The 19,130-nt window shown below is 67.6% G+C and carries 24 protein-coding genes; 4 read left to right on the top strand and 20 right to left on the bottom strand.

Going from position 1 to position 19,130, the window contains the following annotated elements:
• Positions 1-3 precede the first annotated feature (3 nt).
• The gene (locus F0U60_RS23595; protein ID WP_395823521.1) at positions 4-924 is read right to left on the bottom strand and encodes a pseudouridine-5'-phosphate glycosidase; all 921 of its coding nucleotides are present in this window, start codon (positions 922-924) and stop codon (positions 4-6) included.
• Positions 925-1,276: 352 nt separating this feature from the next.
• Between F0U60_RS23595 and F0U60_RS23590 the strand changes: the two genes are divergently transcribed.
• The gene (locus F0U60_RS23590) at positions 1,277-2,209 is read left to right on the top strand and encodes a DMT family transporter (protein WP_395823519.1); all 933 of its coding nucleotides are present in this window, start codon (positions 1,277-1,279) and stop codon (positions 2,207-2,209) included.
• A 12-nt stretch (positions 2,210-2,221) separates the two neighbouring features.
• Here the strand turns inward: F0U60_RS23590 and F0U60_RS23585 are convergent, their stop codons facing one another.
• From F0U60_RS23585 to F0U60_RS23575, 3 genes are read right to left on the bottom strand one after another with little or no spacing between them, the layout of a single operon-like run.
• Complete coding sequence (locus F0U60_RS23585; RefSeq protein ID WP_395823517.1) at positions 2,222-3,949, bottom strand: sigma 54-interacting transcriptional regulator; 1,728 nt, start codon at positions 3,947-3,949, stop codon at positions 2,222-2,224.
• Between the two features lie 8 nt (positions 3,950-3,957).
• Positions 3,958-5,130 carry a DUF2314 domain-containing protein gene (locus F0U60_RS23580; protein WP_395823515.1) on the bottom strand — a complete coding sequence of 391 codons (1,173 nt, stop codon included), beginning with the start codon at positions 5,128-5,130 and terminating at the stop codon, positions 3,958-3,960.
• Positions 5,127-5,831: a deoxynucleoside kinase gene (locus F0U60_RS23575; protein WP_395823513.1), complete on the bottom strand. Its 705-nt coding sequence runs from the start codon at positions 5,829-5,831 to the stop codon at positions 5,127-5,129. Before F0U60_RS23575 ends, F0U60_RS23580 begins: the two co-directional genes overlap by 4 nt.
• 207 nt (positions 5,832-6,038) lie before the next feature.
• On the opposite strand from F0U60_RS23575, the gene F0U60_RS23570 reads away from it, so the two are divergent.
• From F0U60_RS23570 to F0U60_RS23560, 3 genes are all read left to right on the top strand, one after another.
• Positions 6,039-6,827 carry a lysophospholipid acyltransferase family protein gene (locus F0U60_RS23570; protein ID WP_395823511.1) on the top strand — a complete coding sequence of 263 codons (789 nt, stop codon included), beginning with the start codon at positions 6,039-6,041 and terminating at the stop codon, positions 6,825-6,827.
• Positions 6,828-6,911: 84 nt separating this feature from the next.
• Complete coding sequence (locus F0U60_RS23565) at positions 6,912-8,237, top strand: tetratricopeptide repeat protein (protein ID WP_395823509.1); 1,326 nt, start codon at positions 6,912-6,914, stop codon at positions 8,235-8,237.
• A 48-nt stretch (positions 8,238-8,285) separates the two neighbouring features.
• Positions 8,286-8,924 carry a hypothetical protein gene (locus F0U60_RS23560; protein ID WP_395823507.1) on the top strand — a complete coding sequence of 213 codons (639 nt, stop codon included), beginning with the start codon at positions 8,286-8,288 and terminating at the stop codon, positions 8,922-8,924.
• An 85-nt stretch (positions 8,925-9,009) separates the two neighbouring features.
• Here F0U60_RS23560 and rplQ read toward each other — a convergent pair whose 3' ends face one another.
• The 16 genes from rplQ to rpsH all read right to left on the bottom strand — a co-directional run bounded on the left by rplQ (position 9,010) and on the right by rpsH (position 18,991).
• Positions 9,010-9,435: a 50S ribosomal protein L17 gene (gene rplQ / locus F0U60_RS23555; protein WP_203404257.1), complete on the bottom strand. Its 426-nt coding sequence runs from the start codon at positions 9,433-9,435 to the stop codon at positions 9,010-9,012.
• 174 nt (positions 9,436-9,609) lie between these two features.
• Entirely contained in the window at positions 9,610-10,671 is a 1,062-nt protein-coding gene (locus tag F0U60_RS23550) for a DNA-directed RNA polymerase subunit alpha (protein WP_395823505.1), read from the bottom strand.
• A 199-nt stretch (positions 10,672-10,870) separates the two neighbouring features.
• Positions 10,871-11,497, bottom strand: a complete 627-nt coding sequence (gene rpsD, locus F0U60_RS23545; protein WP_073563501.1) for a 30S ribosomal protein S4 — start codon at positions 11,495-11,497, stop codon at positions 10,871-10,873.
• A 65-nt stretch (positions 11,498-11,562) separates the two neighbouring features.
• Positions 11,563-12,009 (bottom strand): 30S ribosomal protein S11, encoded by a 447-nt coding sequence (gene rpsK / locus F0U60_RS23540; RefSeq protein WP_395823503.1) that lies wholly within the window; start codon positions 12,007-12,009, stop codon positions 11,563-11,565.
• A gap of 68 nt (positions 12,010-12,077) precedes the next feature.
• Positions 12,078-12,461, bottom strand: coding sequence for a 30S ribosomal protein S13 (gene rpsM, locus F0U60_RS23535; RefSeq protein WP_203404254.1), 384 nt, complete (start codon positions 12,459-12,461; stop codon positions 12,078-12,080).
• Positions 12,462-12,512: 51 nt separating this feature from the next.
• On the bottom strand, positions 12,513-12,629 hold the full coding sequence (rpmJ, locus tag F0U60_RS23530; RefSeq protein WP_002633586.1) for a 50S ribosomal protein L36: 117 nt from the start codon (positions 12,627-12,629) through the stop codon (positions 12,513-12,515).
• Between the two features lie 79 nt (positions 12,630-12,708).
• Positions 12,709-12,927 (bottom strand): translation initiation factor IF-1, encoded by a 219-nt coding sequence (gene infA, locus F0U60_RS23525; protein WP_043409051.1) that lies wholly within the window; start codon positions 12,925-12,927, stop codon positions 12,709-12,711.
• 137 nt (positions 12,928-13,064) lie between these two features.
• Positions 13,065-13,829 (bottom strand): type I methionyl aminopeptidase, encoded by a 765-nt coding sequence (gene map / locus F0U60_RS23520; RefSeq protein WP_395823499.1) that lies wholly within the window; start codon positions 13,827-13,829, stop codon positions 13,065-13,067.
• 87 nt (positions 13,830-13,916) lie between these two features.
• Positions 13,917-14,564, bottom strand: a complete 648-nt coding sequence (locus tag F0U60_RS23515; protein WP_395823497.1) for an adenylate kinase — start codon at positions 14,562-14,564, stop codon at positions 13,917-13,919.
• A gap of 138 nt (positions 14,565-14,702) precedes the next feature.
• Entirely contained in the window at positions 14,703-16,049 is a 1,347-nt protein-coding gene (gene secY / locus F0U60_RS23510) for a preprotein translocase subunit SecY (RefSeq protein ID WP_395823495.1), read from the bottom strand.
• Between the two features lie 126 nt (positions 16,050-16,175).
• Positions 16,176-16,691 carry a 50S ribosomal protein L15 gene (rplO, locus tag F0U60_RS23505; protein WP_395823493.1) on the bottom strand — a complete coding sequence of 172 codons (516 nt, stop codon included), beginning with the start codon at positions 16,689-16,691 and terminating at the stop codon, positions 16,176-16,178.
• A gap of 18 nt (positions 16,692-16,709) precedes the next feature.
• Positions 16,710-16,964: a 50S ribosomal protein L30 gene (gene rpmD / locus F0U60_RS23500; protein WP_203404249.1), complete on the bottom strand. Its 255-nt coding sequence runs from the start codon at positions 16,962-16,964 to the stop codon at positions 16,710-16,712.
• A 2-nt stretch (positions 16,965-16,966) separates the two neighbouring features.
• Positions 16,967-17,485, bottom strand: coding sequence for a 30S ribosomal protein S5 (gene rpsE, locus F0U60_RS23495; RefSeq protein WP_204227941.1), 519 nt, complete (start codon positions 17,483-17,485; stop codon positions 16,967-16,969).
• A gap of 27 nt (positions 17,486-17,512) precedes the next feature.
• Positions 17,513-17,869, bottom strand: a complete 357-nt coding sequence (gene rplR / locus F0U60_RS23490) for a 50S ribosomal protein L18 (RefSeq protein ID WP_395823491.1) — start codon at positions 17,867-17,869, stop codon at positions 17,513-17,515.
• Between the two features lie 96 nt (positions 17,870-17,965).
• A complete protein-coding gene (gene rplF / locus F0U60_RS23485) occupies positions 17,966-18,535 on the bottom strand; it encodes a 50S ribosomal protein L6 (protein ID WP_395823489.1) in 570 nt (189 codons plus the stop codon).
• 54 nt (positions 18,536-18,589) lie between these two features.
• Positions 18,590-18,991, bottom strand: a complete 402-nt coding sequence (gene rpsH, locus F0U60_RS23480) for a 30S ribosomal protein S8 (protein WP_203404245.1) — start codon at positions 18,989-18,991, stop codon at positions 18,590-18,592.
• Positions 18,992-19,130: the final 139 nt, after the last annotated feature.

The following is a 19,130-nucleotide window of genomic DNA, read 5'->3' as shown; positions in this document are numbered from 1 at the left end:
AGCTCAGGCCTTCGAGCCCTGAGCGGCGTAGGCCACGGCGAGCTGCCCCGCGAAGCGAGCGTTGTTCGCGAGCAGCGCGAGGTTGGCGCGCAGGGTCTTGCCGCTGGTGCGCCGGGCCATCTCCGACAGCAGGAAGGGCGTGACCGCCTTGCCACGAATGCCCTGCCGCTCGGCCTCGGCCAGCGCCGAGGCGATGTGCAGCTCCACGTCGGAGCGAGGCAGCGAGGTGTCCTCGGGAGGAGGCACCGTGAAGAGCAGACCACCCTGCCCCAGCGTCTCGAAGCGGGCCCGGGTGACGCGGGCCGCCTCGGCCGCGTCCTCTACCCGGTGCTCCAGCATCAGCCCGGACGAGCGGCTGTAGAAGGACGGCAGCTCGTCCGTCCCCACGCCGATGACAGGCACCGCGGCGCTCTCCAGCGCCTCCATCGTCTTGGGGAGATCCAACACGGACTTGGCCCCAGCACACACCACCGCCACGGGGAAGCGGGCCAGTGCCCAGATGTCCTGGGAGATGTCGAGGTGCTCGGCGACGCCCCGGTGGACACCGCCGATGCCGCCCGTAGCGAAGACGCGGATGCCCGCCACCGCGGCCAGCTCACAGGTGGCGCTCACGGTGGTGCCTCCGGTGGCGCCTCGCGCGACGGCCACGGCCAGATCTCTCGAGGCCAGCTTCAGCAATCGCTCACGACCCTCGGCGAGCCGGCGCATCTGCGGCTCCTCCAGGCCGATGCACACCTGTCCGTCCACCACGGCGATGGGGGCAGGCACGGCACCCGCCCGGCGCACGGCCTCCTCGCAGGCGCGCGCCGCCCCGAGGTTGTCCGGGTACGGCAGCCCCTGCGCCACCACGCTCGTCTCCAATGCCACCAGCGGCACGCCCTGCTCCTTCGCGCGCCGGACCTCTTCGGAGTAACGCAAGTCCATGGCCGGCATATACGCCATGGGCCCGAGGGCAGGACAAGCACGGAGACACGCCCCGCCCCAGGACCGTTCGACAGAAGGCGCGCACCGGTCAGGAGAGCTCCGACATCTCCCCCTGCTGCGTGCCAGAGTGGACTGCCTGCCCGCGGACGTGGAGGCGCTCATCGCCACGTGCTCCGCGAGCAACCCGAGGTCCTCGTACTCCACGGGGGACCGGACGAGCCCTCGACGGAGCGACGGGGCAGCGCTGTCATCCGCGCGGAGCTCGAAACGCGGGAGGGGCCGAGCCGTGCGGCTCCAACGGGCCTGAGCGCGAGGGGCCCCACCGGCATTGCCAGCGCTCCCCGGCGGCGGTATGCCGCTGCTCGCCTTGAGCACCCCCAGCACCGCTGTCGTCTCTGCCCCCGACGCCGCCCCGCGCGCGTTCTCCCTATCGGATCTCGCCCTCGTCCTGGTCGTCATCATTTGGGGGACCAACTACACAGTGGTGAAGGAGGCGCTGAGCAGCATTCCACCGCTGGCCTTCATGGCGCTGCGCTTCGGGCTCGCGGCGGTGGCCATGGCCGTGGTGCTCCACGTGCGCGAGGGGTGGAAGCCGCTGCCCCGCGCCACGCTGCTCAAGCTGGTGGGGCTCGGGTTCGTGGGCAACACCGTCTACCAGGTGTGCTTCGTCGTGGGCCTGGCCCACACCACGGCGGCCAACAGCGGGATGCTCGCCTCGGGCACGCCGGTGGTGACGGCCCTGTTGGGCGCCGCGCTGGGCGTGGATCGCCTCCGCCGGCCACTCGCGATGGGACTGGCGCTCGCGGTGCCGGGCATGCTGCTCATCGTCAGCGCCCGCGGCCCCGAGCTGGATGCCTCCACGCGCATGGGGGACTTCCTCATCCTGGGCGCCTCGCTGTGCTGGGCCCTCTACACCGTGGGCATCCGCTCGCTGGGCAACGAGCTGTCCGCGCTGCGCATCACCGCGCTCACGATGATCACCGGGGCGCCCGGGGTGGTGCTGCTCGGCCTGCCCTCGATCATGGAGCTGAAGCTGGAGAGCATCGGCCCGGGCGCGTGGCTCGGGGTGGTGTACTCGGCGCTCGGGCCGCTGGTGCTGGCGTACGTCGTCTGGAGCCGCAGCGTGCAGGCGGTGGGCAGCAGCCGCACGGCCATCTACAACAGCGGCACGCCCGTGGTGGCCGCGTTCACCGCGTGGCTCGTGCGAGGCGAGAACCCCACGTGGTTGCAGGCTGTGGGCTCGGCGCTCGTCATCACCGGTGTGCTCGTCAGCCGGAGACGCTGAGCCTCCGAGAGCTCACGCGCGCCGCCGCGCCACGGTGAGGCCGTAGTCCTCGATCTTCTTGTCCAGGGTGGGCCGGCTGATGCCGAGCATCCGGGCGGCGACGATCTTCTTTCCGCCCGCCGTGCGCAGGGCCTCGGCGATGGCATCTCGCTCCATGCGGGAGACCCGCTCCTGGAGGGTGAGCGGCTTGGGCGTGGCACTCCCCGCGCGAATCTCAGGCGGAAGACTCAGCGCGTGCAGCTGCGCGCCGGCATGCACCAGCGCGAGCCGCTCGCTGAGCAACTCCAGCTCGCGAACGTTGTGGGGCCACTCGTAGTCCATGAGCAACTGCCGGGACTCAGGGGTGAGCACAGGAGGCCCCTTCCGGGCCACGCGAGCCCCTCGAGCAGCGAAGAGCTCGAAGAGTGGAGGGATGTCAGCGCGCCGCTCGCGCAGAGGGGGCATCCGCAGCTCGAGCCCCGCGAGCTGGCGAGCCAGCGAGGCGTCCACCTCGCCCCGGGCGGTGAGCTCCGACAGCGGAGCGCTCGTGGTGACGATGAGGCGGAAGTCCACGGGCTCCTCACCGCCCTGCCGAGCAGGAGCCGTCTTGCGCGCGAGCAACCGAGCCAGGCGCTCAGCCAGGGCGCGAGGGAGCTGCTCCACGTGCTGAAGCAGCAAGGTGCCGCCATCCGCGCGAAGGAGCGCCGAGGACACAGGCGGTAATCCGGGCCCGCTGGAGCGCCCGAAGAGCACCTCCGCCAGGGAGGCCGAGTCTCGGCAATCCACGCGCACCAGCGGCCCGAGCGCCCGGGGCGAGCGCGAGTGAATGTAGAGGGCGCCCAGGGACTTGCCGGTGCCGGGCTCGCCGGAGAGCACCACAGGCGCGGCGCTGGCGGCAGCGCGGCGGGCCTGCTCCACCACCTTGCGGAAGGGACGCGAGTTGCCTCCCATGTCCACGCGAGGCGGATGAGCCCCCGCGCGCGAGCGCACCGCTGCGAAGGCCTCGCCGCCGAGCCGTCCGAGCATGGCGGCCAGCCGCCCGTCCGCGTCCGAGAACGGCTCTTCGGAGCGCTCCACGTACAGCACGCCGAAGGGCAGCCCGCCCGAGGCCACCAGGGGCGAGCACAGGGCCGTGGCGGAGCGTCCCTGCTCGGAGTGCTCCAGCGCGGCGCGGGCCATGTCGCGAGGCACCTCGACGGAGGAGGCGCCCACCACCGCCGCGGTGAGCAGGCCCTTGATGTCCCCGAGGAGCGCGGCCGCCGCGTCCGCGTGCAGCGCATGGAGCGACTCCTCGGCGACGCGCCGCAGCACCATGGCCTCGCTGGTGGCGCCCAGCAGCGCCGCTCCGGCCGAGAACAGCGCCGCCTCCAGGCCCACGTGCGGGAGCACTTCCTCGACGGGACGCTGACTCGCGTCCGAGGGGATGGAACCCACCAGCGCGGCGGCTCCGGGCGGCTCGACGAGCACGGTCGTCTTGCCCACCTGCACGCGGTCGCCGGGGAAGAGCACCACCTCGCCCGCGATGCGCTCGCCGTTCACCGACGTGCCGTTGCGCGAGCTCAGGTCCCGCAGATGCACCTGGCCGTCCTGCACAAAGAAGTGTGCGTGGCGGCGAGACATCTGGTCGTCCTCGGGGAGAGGAATCTCGCACGAGGGGCTACGGCCGATCGTGGCCTCCGCCTGGACGTCATAACGGAGGCCGGCGGAGGGACCGGAGAGAAGCAACAGGGCGGGCATGAGGGACGCGATGGATGGTACCACCGCCCTCTCTACATCGGGCGTTCCGCGATGAGCAGCGCGCGGACCTCTTCCTCGTCCAGGGTGCGACCTTCGCGGCTGAGCGCGAGGGCGTTCACATCGGACTCAGGCACCTCGACGTGGGCGCCCTTTCGCCACTCGGTGGTGTGCACCGCCCCATCCACCAGGCGGCCGACCACGGTAGCGTCCTCCCAGGAGAGCACCTCCATCCAAAGCTGCTCTGTCACCGTGTTGCCTTCAGGGTGGGTCTCGAAGGGGGCGCGCACCGCGAAGGTGAGCGGCTCCATGAGGCCGCGGCGCAGGAAGCGCGCCTTGAAGGCAGGCAGGAGGGCCTGAGTCTCCTGCCGCATGGACTCAATGCGCTCGGTGGGCTCCTGGGCGAAGCGCTCGCGGAAGGGGCGCAGCAGCTCCGCGGTGTTGTGCCGCCCATGAGGTGACACGACGGTGAGGAAGAGGCCCTCATGGCCCTCGAAGGCCTCCAGCGGCACTCCGAGCAGGTTGGTGCGCGCCTCCTCCGAGGGCACCAACATGAAGGTCTGCCCCTCGCTGGTCCCCATCTCCGTGCGCAGGAGCGGCCCCTGCCCGAAGGCCAGGTCCGTGCACAGCTCGTGCAGGAAGGCCTCAGCCGGCAGCAGATCCTGCTCGCCCAGGTGGAAGACCTCGAGGTCCCTCGCACCGAACTTCTCCATGCCGTGCGAGTGCACCCACAGCGGCGTGTCGCCCTCGATGACCTCCACGGCATGGAGGTTGACGTGGTCGCGGATGTCGAAGTCGAGCTCCGTGATTTCCGCTACGTCCTCGGAGTCATGAACCTTGGACGAGGTGATGTCCACTAGCACACCGTCCACGTGCGTCAGGACGATGCGGGCGCACATGAGCGCCACGAAGACGGGCACGGTGGGCTGAGCGCCGCCGGTCTCGAAAGCGAAGCGGTAGAAGGCCTGGGCGCGGCCGAGCGACTCCAGCGCAGTCTCACTGCCGGAGAACAGGTCCGGCGTCCACCCGGTGGGGGTGGGCCGCGACTCGAAGACGACCTCCACGCGGGCGCCCTCGGCATCGAGCGTGAAGCCGTGGCCGTCCGGGGCGAGGATGAAGGACATCTCCTCGGATTCGAAGGAGGAGCGCAGCGTCTCGGCCGGCACGGGTGAGGCGTGCGCGATGGCGACGAGGTAGACCTCCTTCACAGGTGCTTCTCGATCTGTCGGAAGAGATCCACGCGATCCACCAGGTTCGTCAGATAGTCCAGCTTGTCCGTGGGGAGAACCAGGACGGGGGACAACTTGTAGCCACTGAACCATTCCTCGTACAGGTCGTTCAACCGATTGAGGTAGGCGGTGGGGATATCCTGCTCCATCTCCCGGCCGCGCAGGCGGATGCGCTGGCGGAGCGTCTTCACGGGGCAGCGCAGGTAGATCATCAGGTCCGGCGGGTTGAGGGTCTGGGAGAAGGTCTCGTAGAGGTCGCAGTACATCTGCCAGTCGCGCTTGTCGATGTAACGCCGACGGTAGAGGTTCTTGGCGAAGATCTCCGCGTCCTCGTAGAGGGTGCGATCCTGGAGCGTGGTGCCCGGGGAGCGCTCGAGCTGGCGCTGGAGACGGAACTTGGCCGTGAGGAAGAAGAGCTGGGAGCGGAAGGCCCAGGTCTTCATGTCCTTATAGAAGTCAGCGAGGTAGGGGTTCTCCTCGTTGGGCTCGAAGAAGGGAGTGAGGCCGTACTTCCGGCAGAGGAAGGACGTGAGCTCCGTCTTTCCGGCTCCAATGTTTCCTGCGATCGCGATGAACTTCTTCCTGGCCAAGGCACTCCGCTTGTACCCCCACCGGGCGACGCACACCAGAGACAAGGTGCCGTGGTACATACGGCGATTGATGCCCCTGCCCCGCCCCATCCGCCATGAATCCAGCACGGTCGACGGTGGCCGTCCTGGCCTTGAAGGGTCGGGGTCGCTCCCCCACCACCACCGCCGGGCGCGCGAGCGTGCGGAGGGCCCCTGGCACCTGGAAGAGGTGGGGGAGGCTCCGCTGTTCGAACGTTCTTGGTGGAACAGTGGGTTCAGCGCCGTGGTGGGCTCCCCCTAAAAGCCGAGGTCGCCAGGATGCTACGCAACCTGTTGTGCATGTTGGTCACGGCGGTCGCCACCGCCGTCTTCTTTCCCCTGACTGTCGTGGTGGCGCTCGTCACCCTGAATCCGGGGGCGACGGTGTGGGTGGCCCGCCGGCTGTGGTCGCCCGTCCTCATCTGGATTGGTGGGGCGCGCGTGGTGGTGACCGGCCAGGAGAACGTGGATCCGAAGCGACCCACCATCTACGTCTCCAACCACCAGTCCACGCTGGACATCCCCATCCACTTCGTGGCGGTGCCGGTGAACTTCCGCTACGTGGCCAAGCACCAGCTCAAGTACGTGCCGCTCATCGGCTGGTACCTGTGGATGGCCGGGCACATCTTCGTCAACCGAGGCAAGCGCGAGAATGCCATCGCATCCCTGGACGAGGCGGCACGGAAGATCCGCGCCGGCACGAGCGTGTTCCTCTACCCCGAGGGCACGCGCTCGGACGATGGCCGCGTGCTGCCCTTCAAGAAGGGCCCATTCGCGCTGGCGCTCAAGGCGCGGGTGCCCGTGGTGCCCATCACCGTCGAGGGCTCCGGCACGGTGATGCCGAAGAACTCCTGGAACATCAAGCCGGGCCACGTGTACGTGAAGATCGGCAAGCCCATCGACACCACGGCCTTCGCCGAGAATGACCGCGTGGGGCTGGCCCGGGCCGTGCGCGACGTCATCATCGCGCAGAGCCTCGAGCTGGGGGGTAAGGGAGGAGATCCCGAGAAGGCCCTCGCCGCCGCCGGTGTCGAGGGCGATTCCCCCTCCCGCCGCAACGCCTCCTGAGGAGACCGTTTCCCCGTGCGCCTTCCCTCCCCCGACTCCCTTCGTTCTCCGCGCCGCCGGCTGACTGCCTGGGCCGGAGTGGCCATGCTCGGACTAGGCCTCGCCACCGGCTGTGGCCATGGTCGAGCCGCCGAGCGCCCCCTGGACGCACGAGCCCAGGCCCGCGAGTACCTGGCGAAGAACCAGCCCGAGCGCGCCCTGCCGCTGTTGGAGGCCGAGTATGCGCGAGCCCCGGAGGACCTGGAGCTGGCGCGGGCGCTGACGGAGGCCCAGGTGAAGGCGGGCCGCACGGACGCGTGGATCGCCGAGCTGCAGCGCCGCAACACCCAGGCGGAGCAAGCGGTGAACCACTACATGCTGGGGCTGGCGTATTTCTCGAGGGCCTCGGACGCGGGGACGCCAGCAGTAGCCGCCTTCGAGCGAGCGCTGGCGCTGAAGCCGAACGAGCCCGAGTTCCACTACCGCTTGGGACTCGCGCGGCTGGAGTCGGAGCAGTACGCAGCCGCGGTGGAGCCGCTGCGCCGCGCGGCGGAGCTCGCCCCGGAGCGCGCGGGCATCCGCCTGCCGCTGGCCAAGGCGCTGCATCGCACGGGGGATGCGCCGGGGGCCGTGAAGGCGCTGGGCGCGTTGGTGCGGATGAACCCGAGCCCCTCCGAGGTCGCCACGGCGCGAGCGCTGATGAACCAGATCGCCGACCCCTTCGCGCGCTTTCCGAAGGCGGCCGAGCCCAAGCTGGAGGAAGGCATGCGCTACCTCCAGGAGCTGGACGCGCCCCACCCAGCCATCGTGGCCTTCGAGGAGATTCTGAGGGACTACCCGGACCTGGCGGTGGTGCACTCACTGCTGGGGCTGGCGTGGCAGCGGCTGGACGACGCGGGCCGGGCGGTGGAGGAGTTCAAGCGAGCCATCGAGCTGGCGCCCGAGGACGGCAAGAACCACTTCTACCTGGGCGAGCTGTACCTCGCGCGGCAGAGGCCCGAGGCAGCGCGGCCGTACCTGGAGAAGGCGGTGGAGCTCAACCCGATGCTGGACCTGGCGTGGTTCCGGCTGGGGGAGATCCACCTGGAGCGCAGGGATCTGAAGGCAGCGGGCGAGGCCTTCCGGGTGTTGACGCACCTGGAGCCGGACGAGAAAGCGCCGAGAGGCAAGCTGGCGCTGGTCCTCCAGCTGGAGGGCGACTGGGCGGGCGCGGAGCGCGAGTTGATGGCGGTGGTGGACAAGGACCCGGAGGACCTGGAGTTCACCCTGCGCCTAGGCATTCTTTTCACGGAGCAAGCGCGGCAGTCCTCACGTCCCGAAGAGCGGCGGGAGGCAGCCGGGAAGGCGGAGCGCTGGCTGCGCAAGGTGCTGGAGACCCAGCCGGAGAACGCGGTGGCCTCACGAGCGCTTCAGCAGCTCAAGGGCCCGTAGGGGGGGCCAGTAGCCAGCGGGAGCCCGCGCCCTCTACACTGATGTCCGATGAGTAACGGTGCCAACCAGCCCCAGCAGCCGCGCGGGACGCCGTCCTCGGCGAACGTGCCCCGTGTGTCGCAGACGAACCTGCGCGTGATGAGCGCCGCGCGCGCAGCGCCCCTGCCGAAGGATCAGCAGCAGGCTCAGCTCAGCGAGAAGCTGAAGTCCGAGTCCGCCAACGTGGCCCTCAACGCCCTCTCCATCGTGAAGGAGACGGTCGAGGACTTTCGTCAGCAGGATCGCTTCTTCAAGTACAAGGCCTTCATCGTGGGCGGCTGGCTGTTGATCTCCGTCGTCACGTTCGGCACCACCTGGGCCCGGGGCGTGAAGCTGACGGGAGACTTCGGCGCGAAGCTCGTCGCCCCCCCGGCTGGACGCAACGCCTTGACGCTCATGAACAAGAGCGAGGACCCCTGGCTCGACGTCATCATCGTCGTCAAAGACAACCGGGGCGCGGAGTGGCGGGCGTCCGTGGCGCGAGTGGATCCCGGCAAGTATGTCACCATCACGCCCAAGCAACTGCTGGGGAGCGCCGGCCAGGCGGCCCCCTCGGACATCGTCATGCGCGGTGTCGAGATGCGCACCTCCGAGGGCAGCGCCCTGCTGCAGGAGGACGGCAACAACCTCACGGACGAAGCGCAGTAGGAACCACGCAGCAGGCCCCAGAAAGCGCGAGAGCGCCCTTCCCAAGGGGAAGGACGCTCCCGTGCACTACCCTTCGGACGGCCGACTACTCCGCCTTGGTCTCCGTGGCCTCGCCAGCGGCGGGGGCCTCGGGGGCCTCAGCAGCGGCCTTGGCGGGACGATCCACCAGCTCCAGCAGGGCCATCTCAGCACCGTCACCGCGACGGAAGCCGAGCCGAACGATGCGGGTGTACCCGCCCGGACGGTTGGCGTAGCGGTCCTTGTACTCGCTGAACACCTTCTGGAGGATGGCGCGGTTACGAACCGTCCGCTCCGCGAGGCGCACGTTGGCCAGACCACCGCGCTTGCCGAGGGTGATGATGCGCTCGGCGAGGGCCCGGGCCTCCTTGGCCTTGGGCAGCGTGGTGCGGATGGCCTCGTGCTCGAGCAGCGAGGTGACCATGTTGTGGAGCATCGCGAGCCGGTGGCTCGTGGTGCGGTGGAGCTTCCTCTGTCCAACCTTATGACGCATGGTGCTGACTCCGGGCCTTTTCGGGGCCCACCACTCTGGCCGTACGAGGTACCAGGTGGGAAGGATGGAACCGGCACAGGCTCCACCGTTGCTGTGTTGGGCCCGTGAAGGCCCCCTCCTCCCCCGTGGCTCGCTGCCATGCCACCACGCGGGAGGAGGTGCTGCGAGAGCGTACTAGGCCTTCGGCGCGGCGGGGGCGCCAGCGGCAGCCGCGGCGGCACCCGGAGCGGGAGCCGGGGGCGGGGTCTTCGGAGGCCAGTTCTCCAGCTTCATGCCGAGCGACAGGCCCATCTCCGCGAGGATCTCCTTGATTTCCTTCAAGGATTTGCGGCCGAAGTTCTTGGTCTTGAGCATCTCGGCCTCGGTGCGCTGCACGAGATCACCGATGGTCTTGATGTTGGCCTGCTGCAGGCAGTTGGCCGAGCGCACCGAGAGCTCCAGCTCGTCCACGGAGCGGAAGAGGTTCTCGTTGAGCTTGGCCTCCTCCTTGGGCGCCTCGACGGCCACGGGCTCCTCGGTCTCGTCGAAGTTGACGAACACCGTGAGCTGCTCCTTGACGATCTTGGCCGCGTAGGCCACGGCGTCCTGCGGGGTGACGGAGCCGTCCGTCCACACCTCGAGGGTGAGCTTGTCGTAGTCGGTGACCTGACCGACGCGGGCGTTGGTCACCTGGTAGTTCACCTTGCGGATGGGCGAGAACAGCGAGTCGATGGGGATGGTGCCGATGGGCGAGCCCGCCACCTTGTTGGCGGAGGCCGGCACGTAGCCACGGCCGCGGCGGCACGTCAGCTCCATGCGGACCTTGCCACCCTCGGAGACGGTGCAGATGTGGTGACCCGGGTTGAGGATCTCCACGTCCTGGTCGGCGATGATGTCACCGGCCTTGATCTCCTTGGGGCCCTCGGCCTCGATGCGGATCGTCTTGGGCTCATTCGTGTGCATCCGAAGGAGGACTTCCTTCAGGTTCAGCACGATGTCCGTGACGTCCTCGGCCACCTCGGGGATGGTGGTGAACTCGTGGTCCACACCCTCGATCTTCACCGTGGTGATGGCGGCGCCCTGCAGCGACGACAGGAGCACGCGGCGCAGCGAGTTGCCCAGCGTGGTGCCGAAGCCGCGCTCGAGCGGCTCAGCCACGAACTTGCCGTAGGTGGGCGAGAGCGAGTCCTGATCGACCTCAAGCCGGCGGGGCTTGATGAGGTCGCGCCAGTTCTTCGCAATGAACGTGTCAGCCATGTTCTTCCACTCCTCGTGACGTGCGCCACCACCGACTTACCCACCGAGGCGGCGGGAGGATGGGCACGTAGGGTTTCTTGAATAACGCCGGCCCGGGGCTGCGTGGGGGCCGACAGAAGCACGACGCCCCGGCGGTGAGGCCAGGGCGCGTACAACAGCTCCAGCGGTCGGATTCGCCCGGGAGGGCGAGCCAAGCCGATTACTTCGAGTAGAGCTCGACGATGAGCTGCTCCTGGATCGGCATGGTCAGGTCCTCGCGGTTCGGGGCGGTCTTCACCGTCGCCTTGAAGGACTTCTTGTCCAGGTCGATCCACTGCGGCACGCCGCGGCGATCCACGGTCTCCAGCGCCTCGGAGATGCGGAGGATCTTCCGGCTCTTCTCCGCCACCTCGATGGTGGTGCCCGGCTTCACCGCGAACGACGGGATGTTCACCCGCTTGCCGTTCACCGTGAAGTGGCCGTGGCGCACCAGCTGGCGGGCCTCAGCGCGGGTGTCCGCAAAGCCCATGCGGAACACGACGTTGTCCAGGCGGAGCTCCAGCTGCTGCAGGAGGTTCTCACCGGTCTTGCCCTTGGCTGCGGAGGCGCGGTGGTAGTAGCCGCGGAACTGGCTCTCCAGCAGGCCGTACATGCGCTTGACCTTCTGCTTCTCGCGCAGCTGCACGCCGTAGCCGGAGAACTTCACGCGGCCCTGGCCGTGCTGACCGGGGGGATAGGGGCGGCGCTCAATCGCACACTTGTCCGTGTAGCAGCGGTCACCCTTCAGGTACATCTTCAGGTTCTCACGCCGGCAGATGCGGCAGGCGGAGGCGGTATAACGGGCCACGATGCTTCTCCGTGTAAAGATGGTCTAGGACCGCTCCCCTCGAGGAGAGCGGCCCGGAATGGAACTTAGACGCGGCGGCGCTTCGGCTGACGGCAGCCGTTGTGCGGGATGGGCGTCACGTCGCGGATGAGCGCGATCTTCAGGCCAGCGGCGGCGAGCGCGCGGAGGGCGGACTCACGACCCGCGCCCGGGCCCTTCACCAGCACCGTCACGTTCTTCAGGCCGTGCTCCATGGCCTTCGCCGCGGCGTCACCGGCGGCCACCTGGGCGGCGAACGGCGTCGACTTACGGCTGCCGCGGAAACCGCGAGCGCCGGCGGAGGACCAGGAGATCACGTTCCCGGACACGTCCGTGATCGTGATGATGGTGTTGTTGAACGTGGACTGGATGTGGACCACGCCATTGAGGATGTTCTTCTTGCCCTTCTTGCCCTTCTTGCGCGCAGCGGCGGTCTCGCCCGCCGCGGGGGCCGCAGCGGCCGGTGCCGCAGGCGCGTTGGTCTCTTCAGCCATGGAACTCGTTGCTCCTGGAAGTAGGTGATCGACGCCAGCTCCTCAGAGGGCTGGCGCAGGTGGAAGAACTAGCGAGCGCCCGCCGCCGGCTTGGCGCGCACGATGCCGCGCTTGGGACCCTTGCGGGTACGCGCGTTGGTGTGCGTCCGCTGACCGCGAACCGGCAGACCCTTGCGGTGACGCAGACCCCGGTAGCAACCCAGGTCCATCAGCCGCTTGATGTTCATGGTCACCTCGCGACGGAGGTCACCCTCGACCTTGTAGTTGGTCTCGAGGATCTCGCGGATCTTCCGCGTCTGCTCCTCGGTGAGGTCCTTGGTCCGGGTGGCGAGGTCGATCCCCGCAGCCGTGATGATGTCGTGGGCGGACTTGTTGCCGATCCCGTAGATGTACTGGAGCGAGATCACCGCGCGCTTGTTGGGCGGGAGGTCGATGCCGGCGATACGAGCCATCTAAGTCGTTCCTTCTGGGTGGAGTTGGTCTGGAGCAAGGCCCCTAAAGGCCTAGCCCTGGCGCTGCTTGTGCCGCGGGTTGGAGGCGCAGATGACGCGCACGATGCCCTTGCGGCGGACAACCTTGCACTTGTCGCAAATCTTCTTGACGGACGCCCGAACCTTCATGGCGGTACTTCCCTTCCTTCGCTTTTAGAAAAGAAAAGCCTCGAGGGCCGGTCCGCCATTCCGCGGAACCAGGCCCTTGCTACTTCGCCCGGTAGGTGATGCGTCCCCGGGACAGGTCGTACGGGGACAGCTCGACCTTGACCTTGTCGCCCGGGAGGATTCGGATGAAGTGCATCCGCATCTTGCCCGAGATATGCGCGAGCACCTTGTGGCCATTGTCCAGCACCACACGGAACATCGCGTTCGGGAGGGGCTCCATCACGGTCCCCTCGACTTCGATGGAATCATCCTTCGGCAATCAGATAACCCTCTCGCGGACCACCGGAACTCTGGAAGCGCGGCGGGATAACACTTTGGTCCAGAAGTGGCAAGCATCCTCGCGCTGTAAACCCGAATTTCTACGAACCCCTCTGTACTCCCTCGTATTCCGCCCACCTACCCGGCCCTGCGCCGGGTGAGGACTTCCGGCCCCCCTTCGGTGATGAGCACCGTGTGCTCGAAGTGAGCGGAAAGCTTGTTGTCGAGGGTGACGGCTGTCCAGTCATCGTCGAGCAGCTCCACCTCATACGTGCCCTGGTTCACCATGGGCTCGACCGCGAGGACCATTCCCGGACGAAGTTTCATCCCGCTGCCCCGCTGGCCGTAGTTGGGCACCTCCGGCTTCTCGTGGAGGTGGCGGCCGATGCCGTGGCCGGTGAAGTCGCGCACGACGGAGAAGCCCCGCGCCTCCACATAGCTCTGCACGGCGTGACCGATGTCACCAATACGGTTGCCGGGCACCATGGCCTGGATGGCCTTGTGGAGGGACTCCCGGGTGGCATCCAGCAGCGCCTGGGCCTCGCGGCTCACCTTTCCGACCGGCACCGTGCGAGCCGCGTCCCCGAAGAAGCCGCGGTACACCACCCCGAAGTCCAGCTTCATCAAATCCCCCTCCTGCAGCTTGCGCCGCTTGGAGGGGATTCCGTGCACCACCTCGTGGTTGACGGAAGCACACAGGCAGGCGGGGAAGCCGCGGTAGCCCTTGAAGGCAGGCCGAGCGCCCTTCTTGTAGATGAGCTTCTCAGCCAGGGCATCCAGGTCCCAGGTGGTAACACCCGGCGCCACCGCCTTTTCGAGCTCGTCCAGGATCTCGCTCACGATGCGCCCTGCTTCACGCATGAGGGCGATCTCTTCCTGGCTCTTGATCTCGATCTGGCTCATCCCTGCCTCGCCATGGCTTGAACCGTCCGAGGGCGGGTTCTCACTCCACGAACCGTGCCCCTGGCAGTCAGCCTGCCTTGCCGGCGCTTAGGCCTTGCCCAGCGCCTTCTTGATGTCCTCGTAGATGCCTTCGGGGGACCCCACCCCGTCGATGCTCTTGAGCAAGCCCCGTTGCGCGTAGAACTCCTTGAGAGAGGCGGTCTCCGTCTCATACTTCTTCAGACGCTTCTCGATGACCTCGGCCTTGTCATCCTCGCGCTGGGTGAGGCCGGCGCCGTCCTTGTCGCAGAAGCCGGCCCGCTTCGGCGGGTTCTGGTAGACGTGATAGACGGCGCCACACGTGGGGCACGAGCGCCGGCCCGAGCCGCGCTCGATGAGCTTCTCGGTCGGAACCTCGAGCGAAACCACGGCATCCAGCTTCTTGCCCAACCTGGCGAGCATGCGCTCGAGCGCCTCGGCCTGGGGAGGAGTGCGCGGGAAGCCGTCGAGCACGAAGCCATTGGCGCAGTCCGGCTCCTTGAGGCGCTCTTCCACGATTCCGATGACGATCTCGTCCGGCACGTAGGCGCCAGCGGCCATCAGCGGCCCGGCCAGCTTGCCCATCTCCGTGCCCTCACGAACCGCCTTGCGGAGGATGTCACCCGTGGAGATCTGCGGAATCTTGAAATCCGCGTACAGATTCTTCGCCTGGGTCCCCTTCCCCGCGAACGGCGGGCCAAACAGGATGAGGTTCATAGGTTCCTCTTAGCTCGTCAGGAAGGAGCACGGGAGGGCTAAAGCGAGCCTCTTTCCCACTGCTCACACACCCCTGGAACGACGAGGCGCCCCTCCCCGGGGTGAGGGGGAGGAGCGCCAGGTAGACAGCTGACTTGACTAGGCAGCCACGCGAACCCGGCCGCGGATGCGGGGACCGCGCGGACCAGCGAAGCCCTCGTAGTTGCGGCTGATGAGGTGGCCCTCGATCTGCTGCACCGTGTCCAGCGCCACACCCACGACGATCAGCAGCGCCGTACCACCGAACGTGAAGGTAACGCCCAGCATGTTCGAAATGATGGACGGAATCACGCAGATGGCGGCCAGGTAGAGCGCTCCGCCGAAGGTGATGCGATTGAGCACGCCCTCGATGAAGTCCGCCGTCTGACGGCCCGGACGGATACCCGGGATGTAACCGCCCTGCTTCTTGATGTTGTCCGCCACGTCGTCCGGCCGGAAGGTCAGCGCCGTGTAGAAGTACGAGAAGAAGACGATCAGCAGGACGAAGATGCCGTTGTAGACCCAGGGGCTGGACTCGATGCTGCGCTGCACGCCCTGCAGGAACGGGAACCAGGTGCCGAGCGTGGCCGGGAAGGACAGGAGCGCGCCGGCGAAGATCGGCGGAATCACGCCCGAGGTGTTCACCTTCATCGGGAAGTAGGTCGCCTGACCGGCGAACATACGCCGCCCAGCCATGCGCTTGGCGTACTGCACCGGAATGCGCCGCATGCCGCGCTCGACGTAGACCACCACGCCGACGACGACGATCATGAACACCAGCAGGGCCGCCACGGCCGCCATGCTGACGATCTCCTGCTGGACCATGTCGAGCAGCGACTTGCCGCTGGGCAGCAGGCCGGACACGATGCCCGCGAAGATGATCAGTGAGATACCGTTGCCGATGCCGCGCTCGGTGATGCGCTCACCCAACCACATGATGAACGCGGTGCCCGCCGTCAGGCTGATGACGGTCATGAAGGTGAACCAGGCGTTGTCGTTGGGAACGACCACCTGGTTGAACCCGGCCTGGCCCGCGTCCGTGCGGCCCAGCGAGGCCAGCCAGCGCGAGATACCAATGCCCTGCACGATGGACAGGAGGATGGTGCCGTAGCGGGTATACTGGTTGATCTTCTGCCGGCCGCCGGCACCTTCCTTCTGCAGCCGCTCGAGGCTGGGCACCACCACCGCCAGGAGCTGGATGATGATGGAGGCGGACACGTACGGCATGATGCCCAGACCGAAGATGGACATCTGCTCCAGGGCGCCGCCGGAGAAGAGATTGAAGAGCGAGAACAGGCCGCCCGACTGGCGCTGGGCGTCCATGAACGCGTTCATCGCAGCCCGGTCCACGCCAGGCGTGTTGATGAAGATGCCGATGCGGTACACCGCGAGCAGCATCAGCGTATAGATGAGCCGGCTGCGCAGCTCCGCGATGCGGAAGACGTTGGCGAAGGCGTTCAGAGCCACGTGGGATCCATCCCCCAAAAAGGTTTCTGCGAGAACAGCAGCGCCCCTGTCCGAATTCGGAAAGGGGCGCTGAATGCTACACGGATAGAAAGGCGCGCACCACTAAGAGTGTGTCGCGCCCTACCCTCACGACCGAGCCTGCTTCACGCCCTTACCGGCATGCGCCTTCGCGGCGGACTCGGGCTTGTGGGCCACCAGGGGGAGCTCCTCCACGGAACCGCCCGCCTTCTCGATGGCCTCACGCGCGGTGGCCGAGGCCTTGTTCACCCGAACGGTGAGCTTCTTGGTGAGCGCGCCATTGCCGAGCACCTTGATGCCGTCATAGCGGCCCTTTACCAGGCCCCGGGCCTTCAGCGACTCCACGTCCACCGTGGCGCCCGCATCGAACCCCTCGAGGTCCGCCAGGTTCACCACCGCGTACTCGGTGCGGTTGGGGGAGATGAAACCGAACTTCGGCAGGCGGCGCTGCAGTGGGCTCTGGCCACCCTCGAAGCCCTCGAACCGCATGTTACCCGTGCGAGCCTTCTGGCCCTTGCCACCGCGGCCGGCCGTCTTGCCCAGACCGCTACCCTGGCCGCGGCCCACCCGCTTCTTGCGGTGCCACGAGCCCTCGGGGCGCTTCAGCTTGTTGAGCGTCGTCATTGTCTGAACCCTCTCGCACTAGGCCTTGCGGGCGCGCGCGGCGTCCCGGACCCGGATCTTCCGAGGCTTGCGGCGGGTGGCCTTCGGGGCCTCGCCCTGCACCGTCTCGGCCGTCACCAGGTGACGGACCTTGTTCACCATGCCGCGGATGGCCGGCGTGTCCTTCAGGAGACGCTCGTCGCCGAACTTCTTCAGTCCGAGGCTATCGATCGTCGCGAGCTGGTCCACGGACGAACCCGCGAAGCTCTTCGTCAGCTTGACCTTGATGGCCATGATTAACCCCTCGCCTCCTCGGACTTCTGCGGACCCACGTCCTTGCCGCGCAGGCGCGACACCTGCTCCGGCGAGCGCAGGTTCTTCAGACCCGCCACGGTGGCCTTGAGCACGTTGTGGGGGTTCCGCGAGCCCTGGCTCTTGGTCAGGATGTTGCGGATGCCCGCCGCCTCGAGGACCGCGCGCACCGCACCACCGGCGATGACGCCCGTACCCTCACCGGCCGGCTTCAGGAGCACCCAGCCCGCGCCGAAGTGACCGAGCACCTCGTGGGGGATGGTGTGACCCTGCAGCGGGACGCGGAACAGGTTCTTCTTCGCGTTCTCGCCACCCTTGCGGATGGCCTCGGGAACCTCGTTGGCCTTGCCCAGCCCCACGCCAACGTGGCCGGCGCCGTCGCCCACCACCACCAGCGCGGCGAACGAGAACCGCCGGCCGCCCTTCACCACCTTGGCGACGCGGTTGATGTTCACCACGCGGTCGGTGAGGTCGAGATCGTTTGGATTGATCGGAGTTGCCACTTGGGAACTTCCTTATTCGAAAGGTTTCTAGAACTTGAGCCCGGCCTCGCGCGCGGCATCAGCCACGGCGGCGATCCGACCATGGTAGGGGAAGCCGTTGCGGTCGAACACCACCGCCACGACGTTGGCCGCCTTGCACTTCTCCGCGATGAGCGAGCCCACGCGCTTGGCCTCGGCCTTCTTGTCGCCCTCGGTGTTACCCTTGAGCTCCTTGGAGAGCGACGAGGCGAAGGCCAGGGTGCGGCCCGTGGTGTCGTCCACCACCTGGGCGTAGATGTGCTTGAGGCTCTTGTAGACCGTGAGCCGCGGACGCTCGGTGGTACCCGAGATCTTCTTGCGGATGCGGTCCTTCCTCTTGAGGCGCGGATCGAGCTTGTTCGACATGGATGATTCCTTCTCCGTCCGGCGGTGATGGGGACTTCCACCGCCGGATGATTGCGCGACCCCTCCAGGAGCCGCGCGGTTGGGTGTTCACTCCGACTAGGCCGTACCGGTCTTGCCTTCCTTACGGCGGATCTTCTCGGTGGCGTACTTGATGCCCTTCCCCTTGTACGGCTCGGGCGGGCGCAGCGCGCGGATCTTCACAGCGGCGGCCCCGAGAGCCTCCTTGTCCGCCGAGCGCAGGGTCAGACCCAGGGTGGGCAGACCGTCCTCAGTGCGGGCGGCCTTGTCCACCTCGGCCGTCACGCCCTCGGGCAGCTCGAACACCACCGGGTGCGAGTACCCCAGCGTGAGGTTGATCGTCTTGCCCTTCACCTCGGCGCGGAAACCGACGCCGCGGATGTCCAGGCGACGCTCGAAGCCCGTCGACACGCCCTTCGCCGCGTTGGCCAGCAGCGTACGGGTCAGACCGTGCAGGCTGCGAGCCTCGCGCGACTCATCCTCGCGCTCCACCCGAACCTCGTTGCCCGCGACCGTCACCTTCACGCCCTTGGCGGGAAGCTGAACGACCATCTTGCCCTTGGGGCCTTCAAAATTGACCTGGCGGCCCGACACAGTGGCCTTCGTCTTGTCCGCCAGCTTGACCGGAAGCTTTCCAATCCGACTCATGATTCCCTCGTGCAGTCCAGGTCGCGGCACAGGCCGCGGTACCCGGGCGGCTGGCTAGTAGACAGTGCAGAGCAGCTCGCCGCCGACCTTCTGCTTGCGAGCATCGGAGTCCACCATCACGCCCCGCGACGTGGACAGGATGGAGATGCCCAGACCGCCGAGCACCTGCGGAATCTCACGCGAGTTGACGTACCGGCGCAGGCCGGGCTTGGACACGCGGCGGATGCCGGTGATGGCCGGAGCGCGATCCGGGCCGTACTTCAGCTGCACGCTGATCTCGTTCTGCGGCGCGCGCTCGTGAACCGTGTAGTCCCCGATGAAGCCCTCGGCCTTGAGAACCTTGATGATCTCGACCTTGAGGTTCGAGTGGGGAATGACGACCTTGTCGTGACGCGCGCGCGAGCCGTTGCGCAGGCGGGTCAGCATGTCGCCAATGGGATCGTTGACAACCGACATGAAGGATACCTTCCGTGCGGAGCGGTCTCACCGCCTCCGCGTTCGCAACCGCCGCGCCTGCCGGGCCCATCCCGGGGGTTCGCCACGGATGCAATGCACTCACTACTTCGGCCCACCCTCTCGAGGGCAGGCCAGGCAC

It is taken from the genome of Archangium minus, from assembly GCF_044360475.1.
GTDB lineage: Bacteria > Myxococcota > Myxococcia > Myxococcales > Myxococcaceae > Archangium > Archangium minus.
Note: the sequence above shows the minus strand (reverse complement) of the source record. Positions and strands in the feature narration are given on the sequence as shown.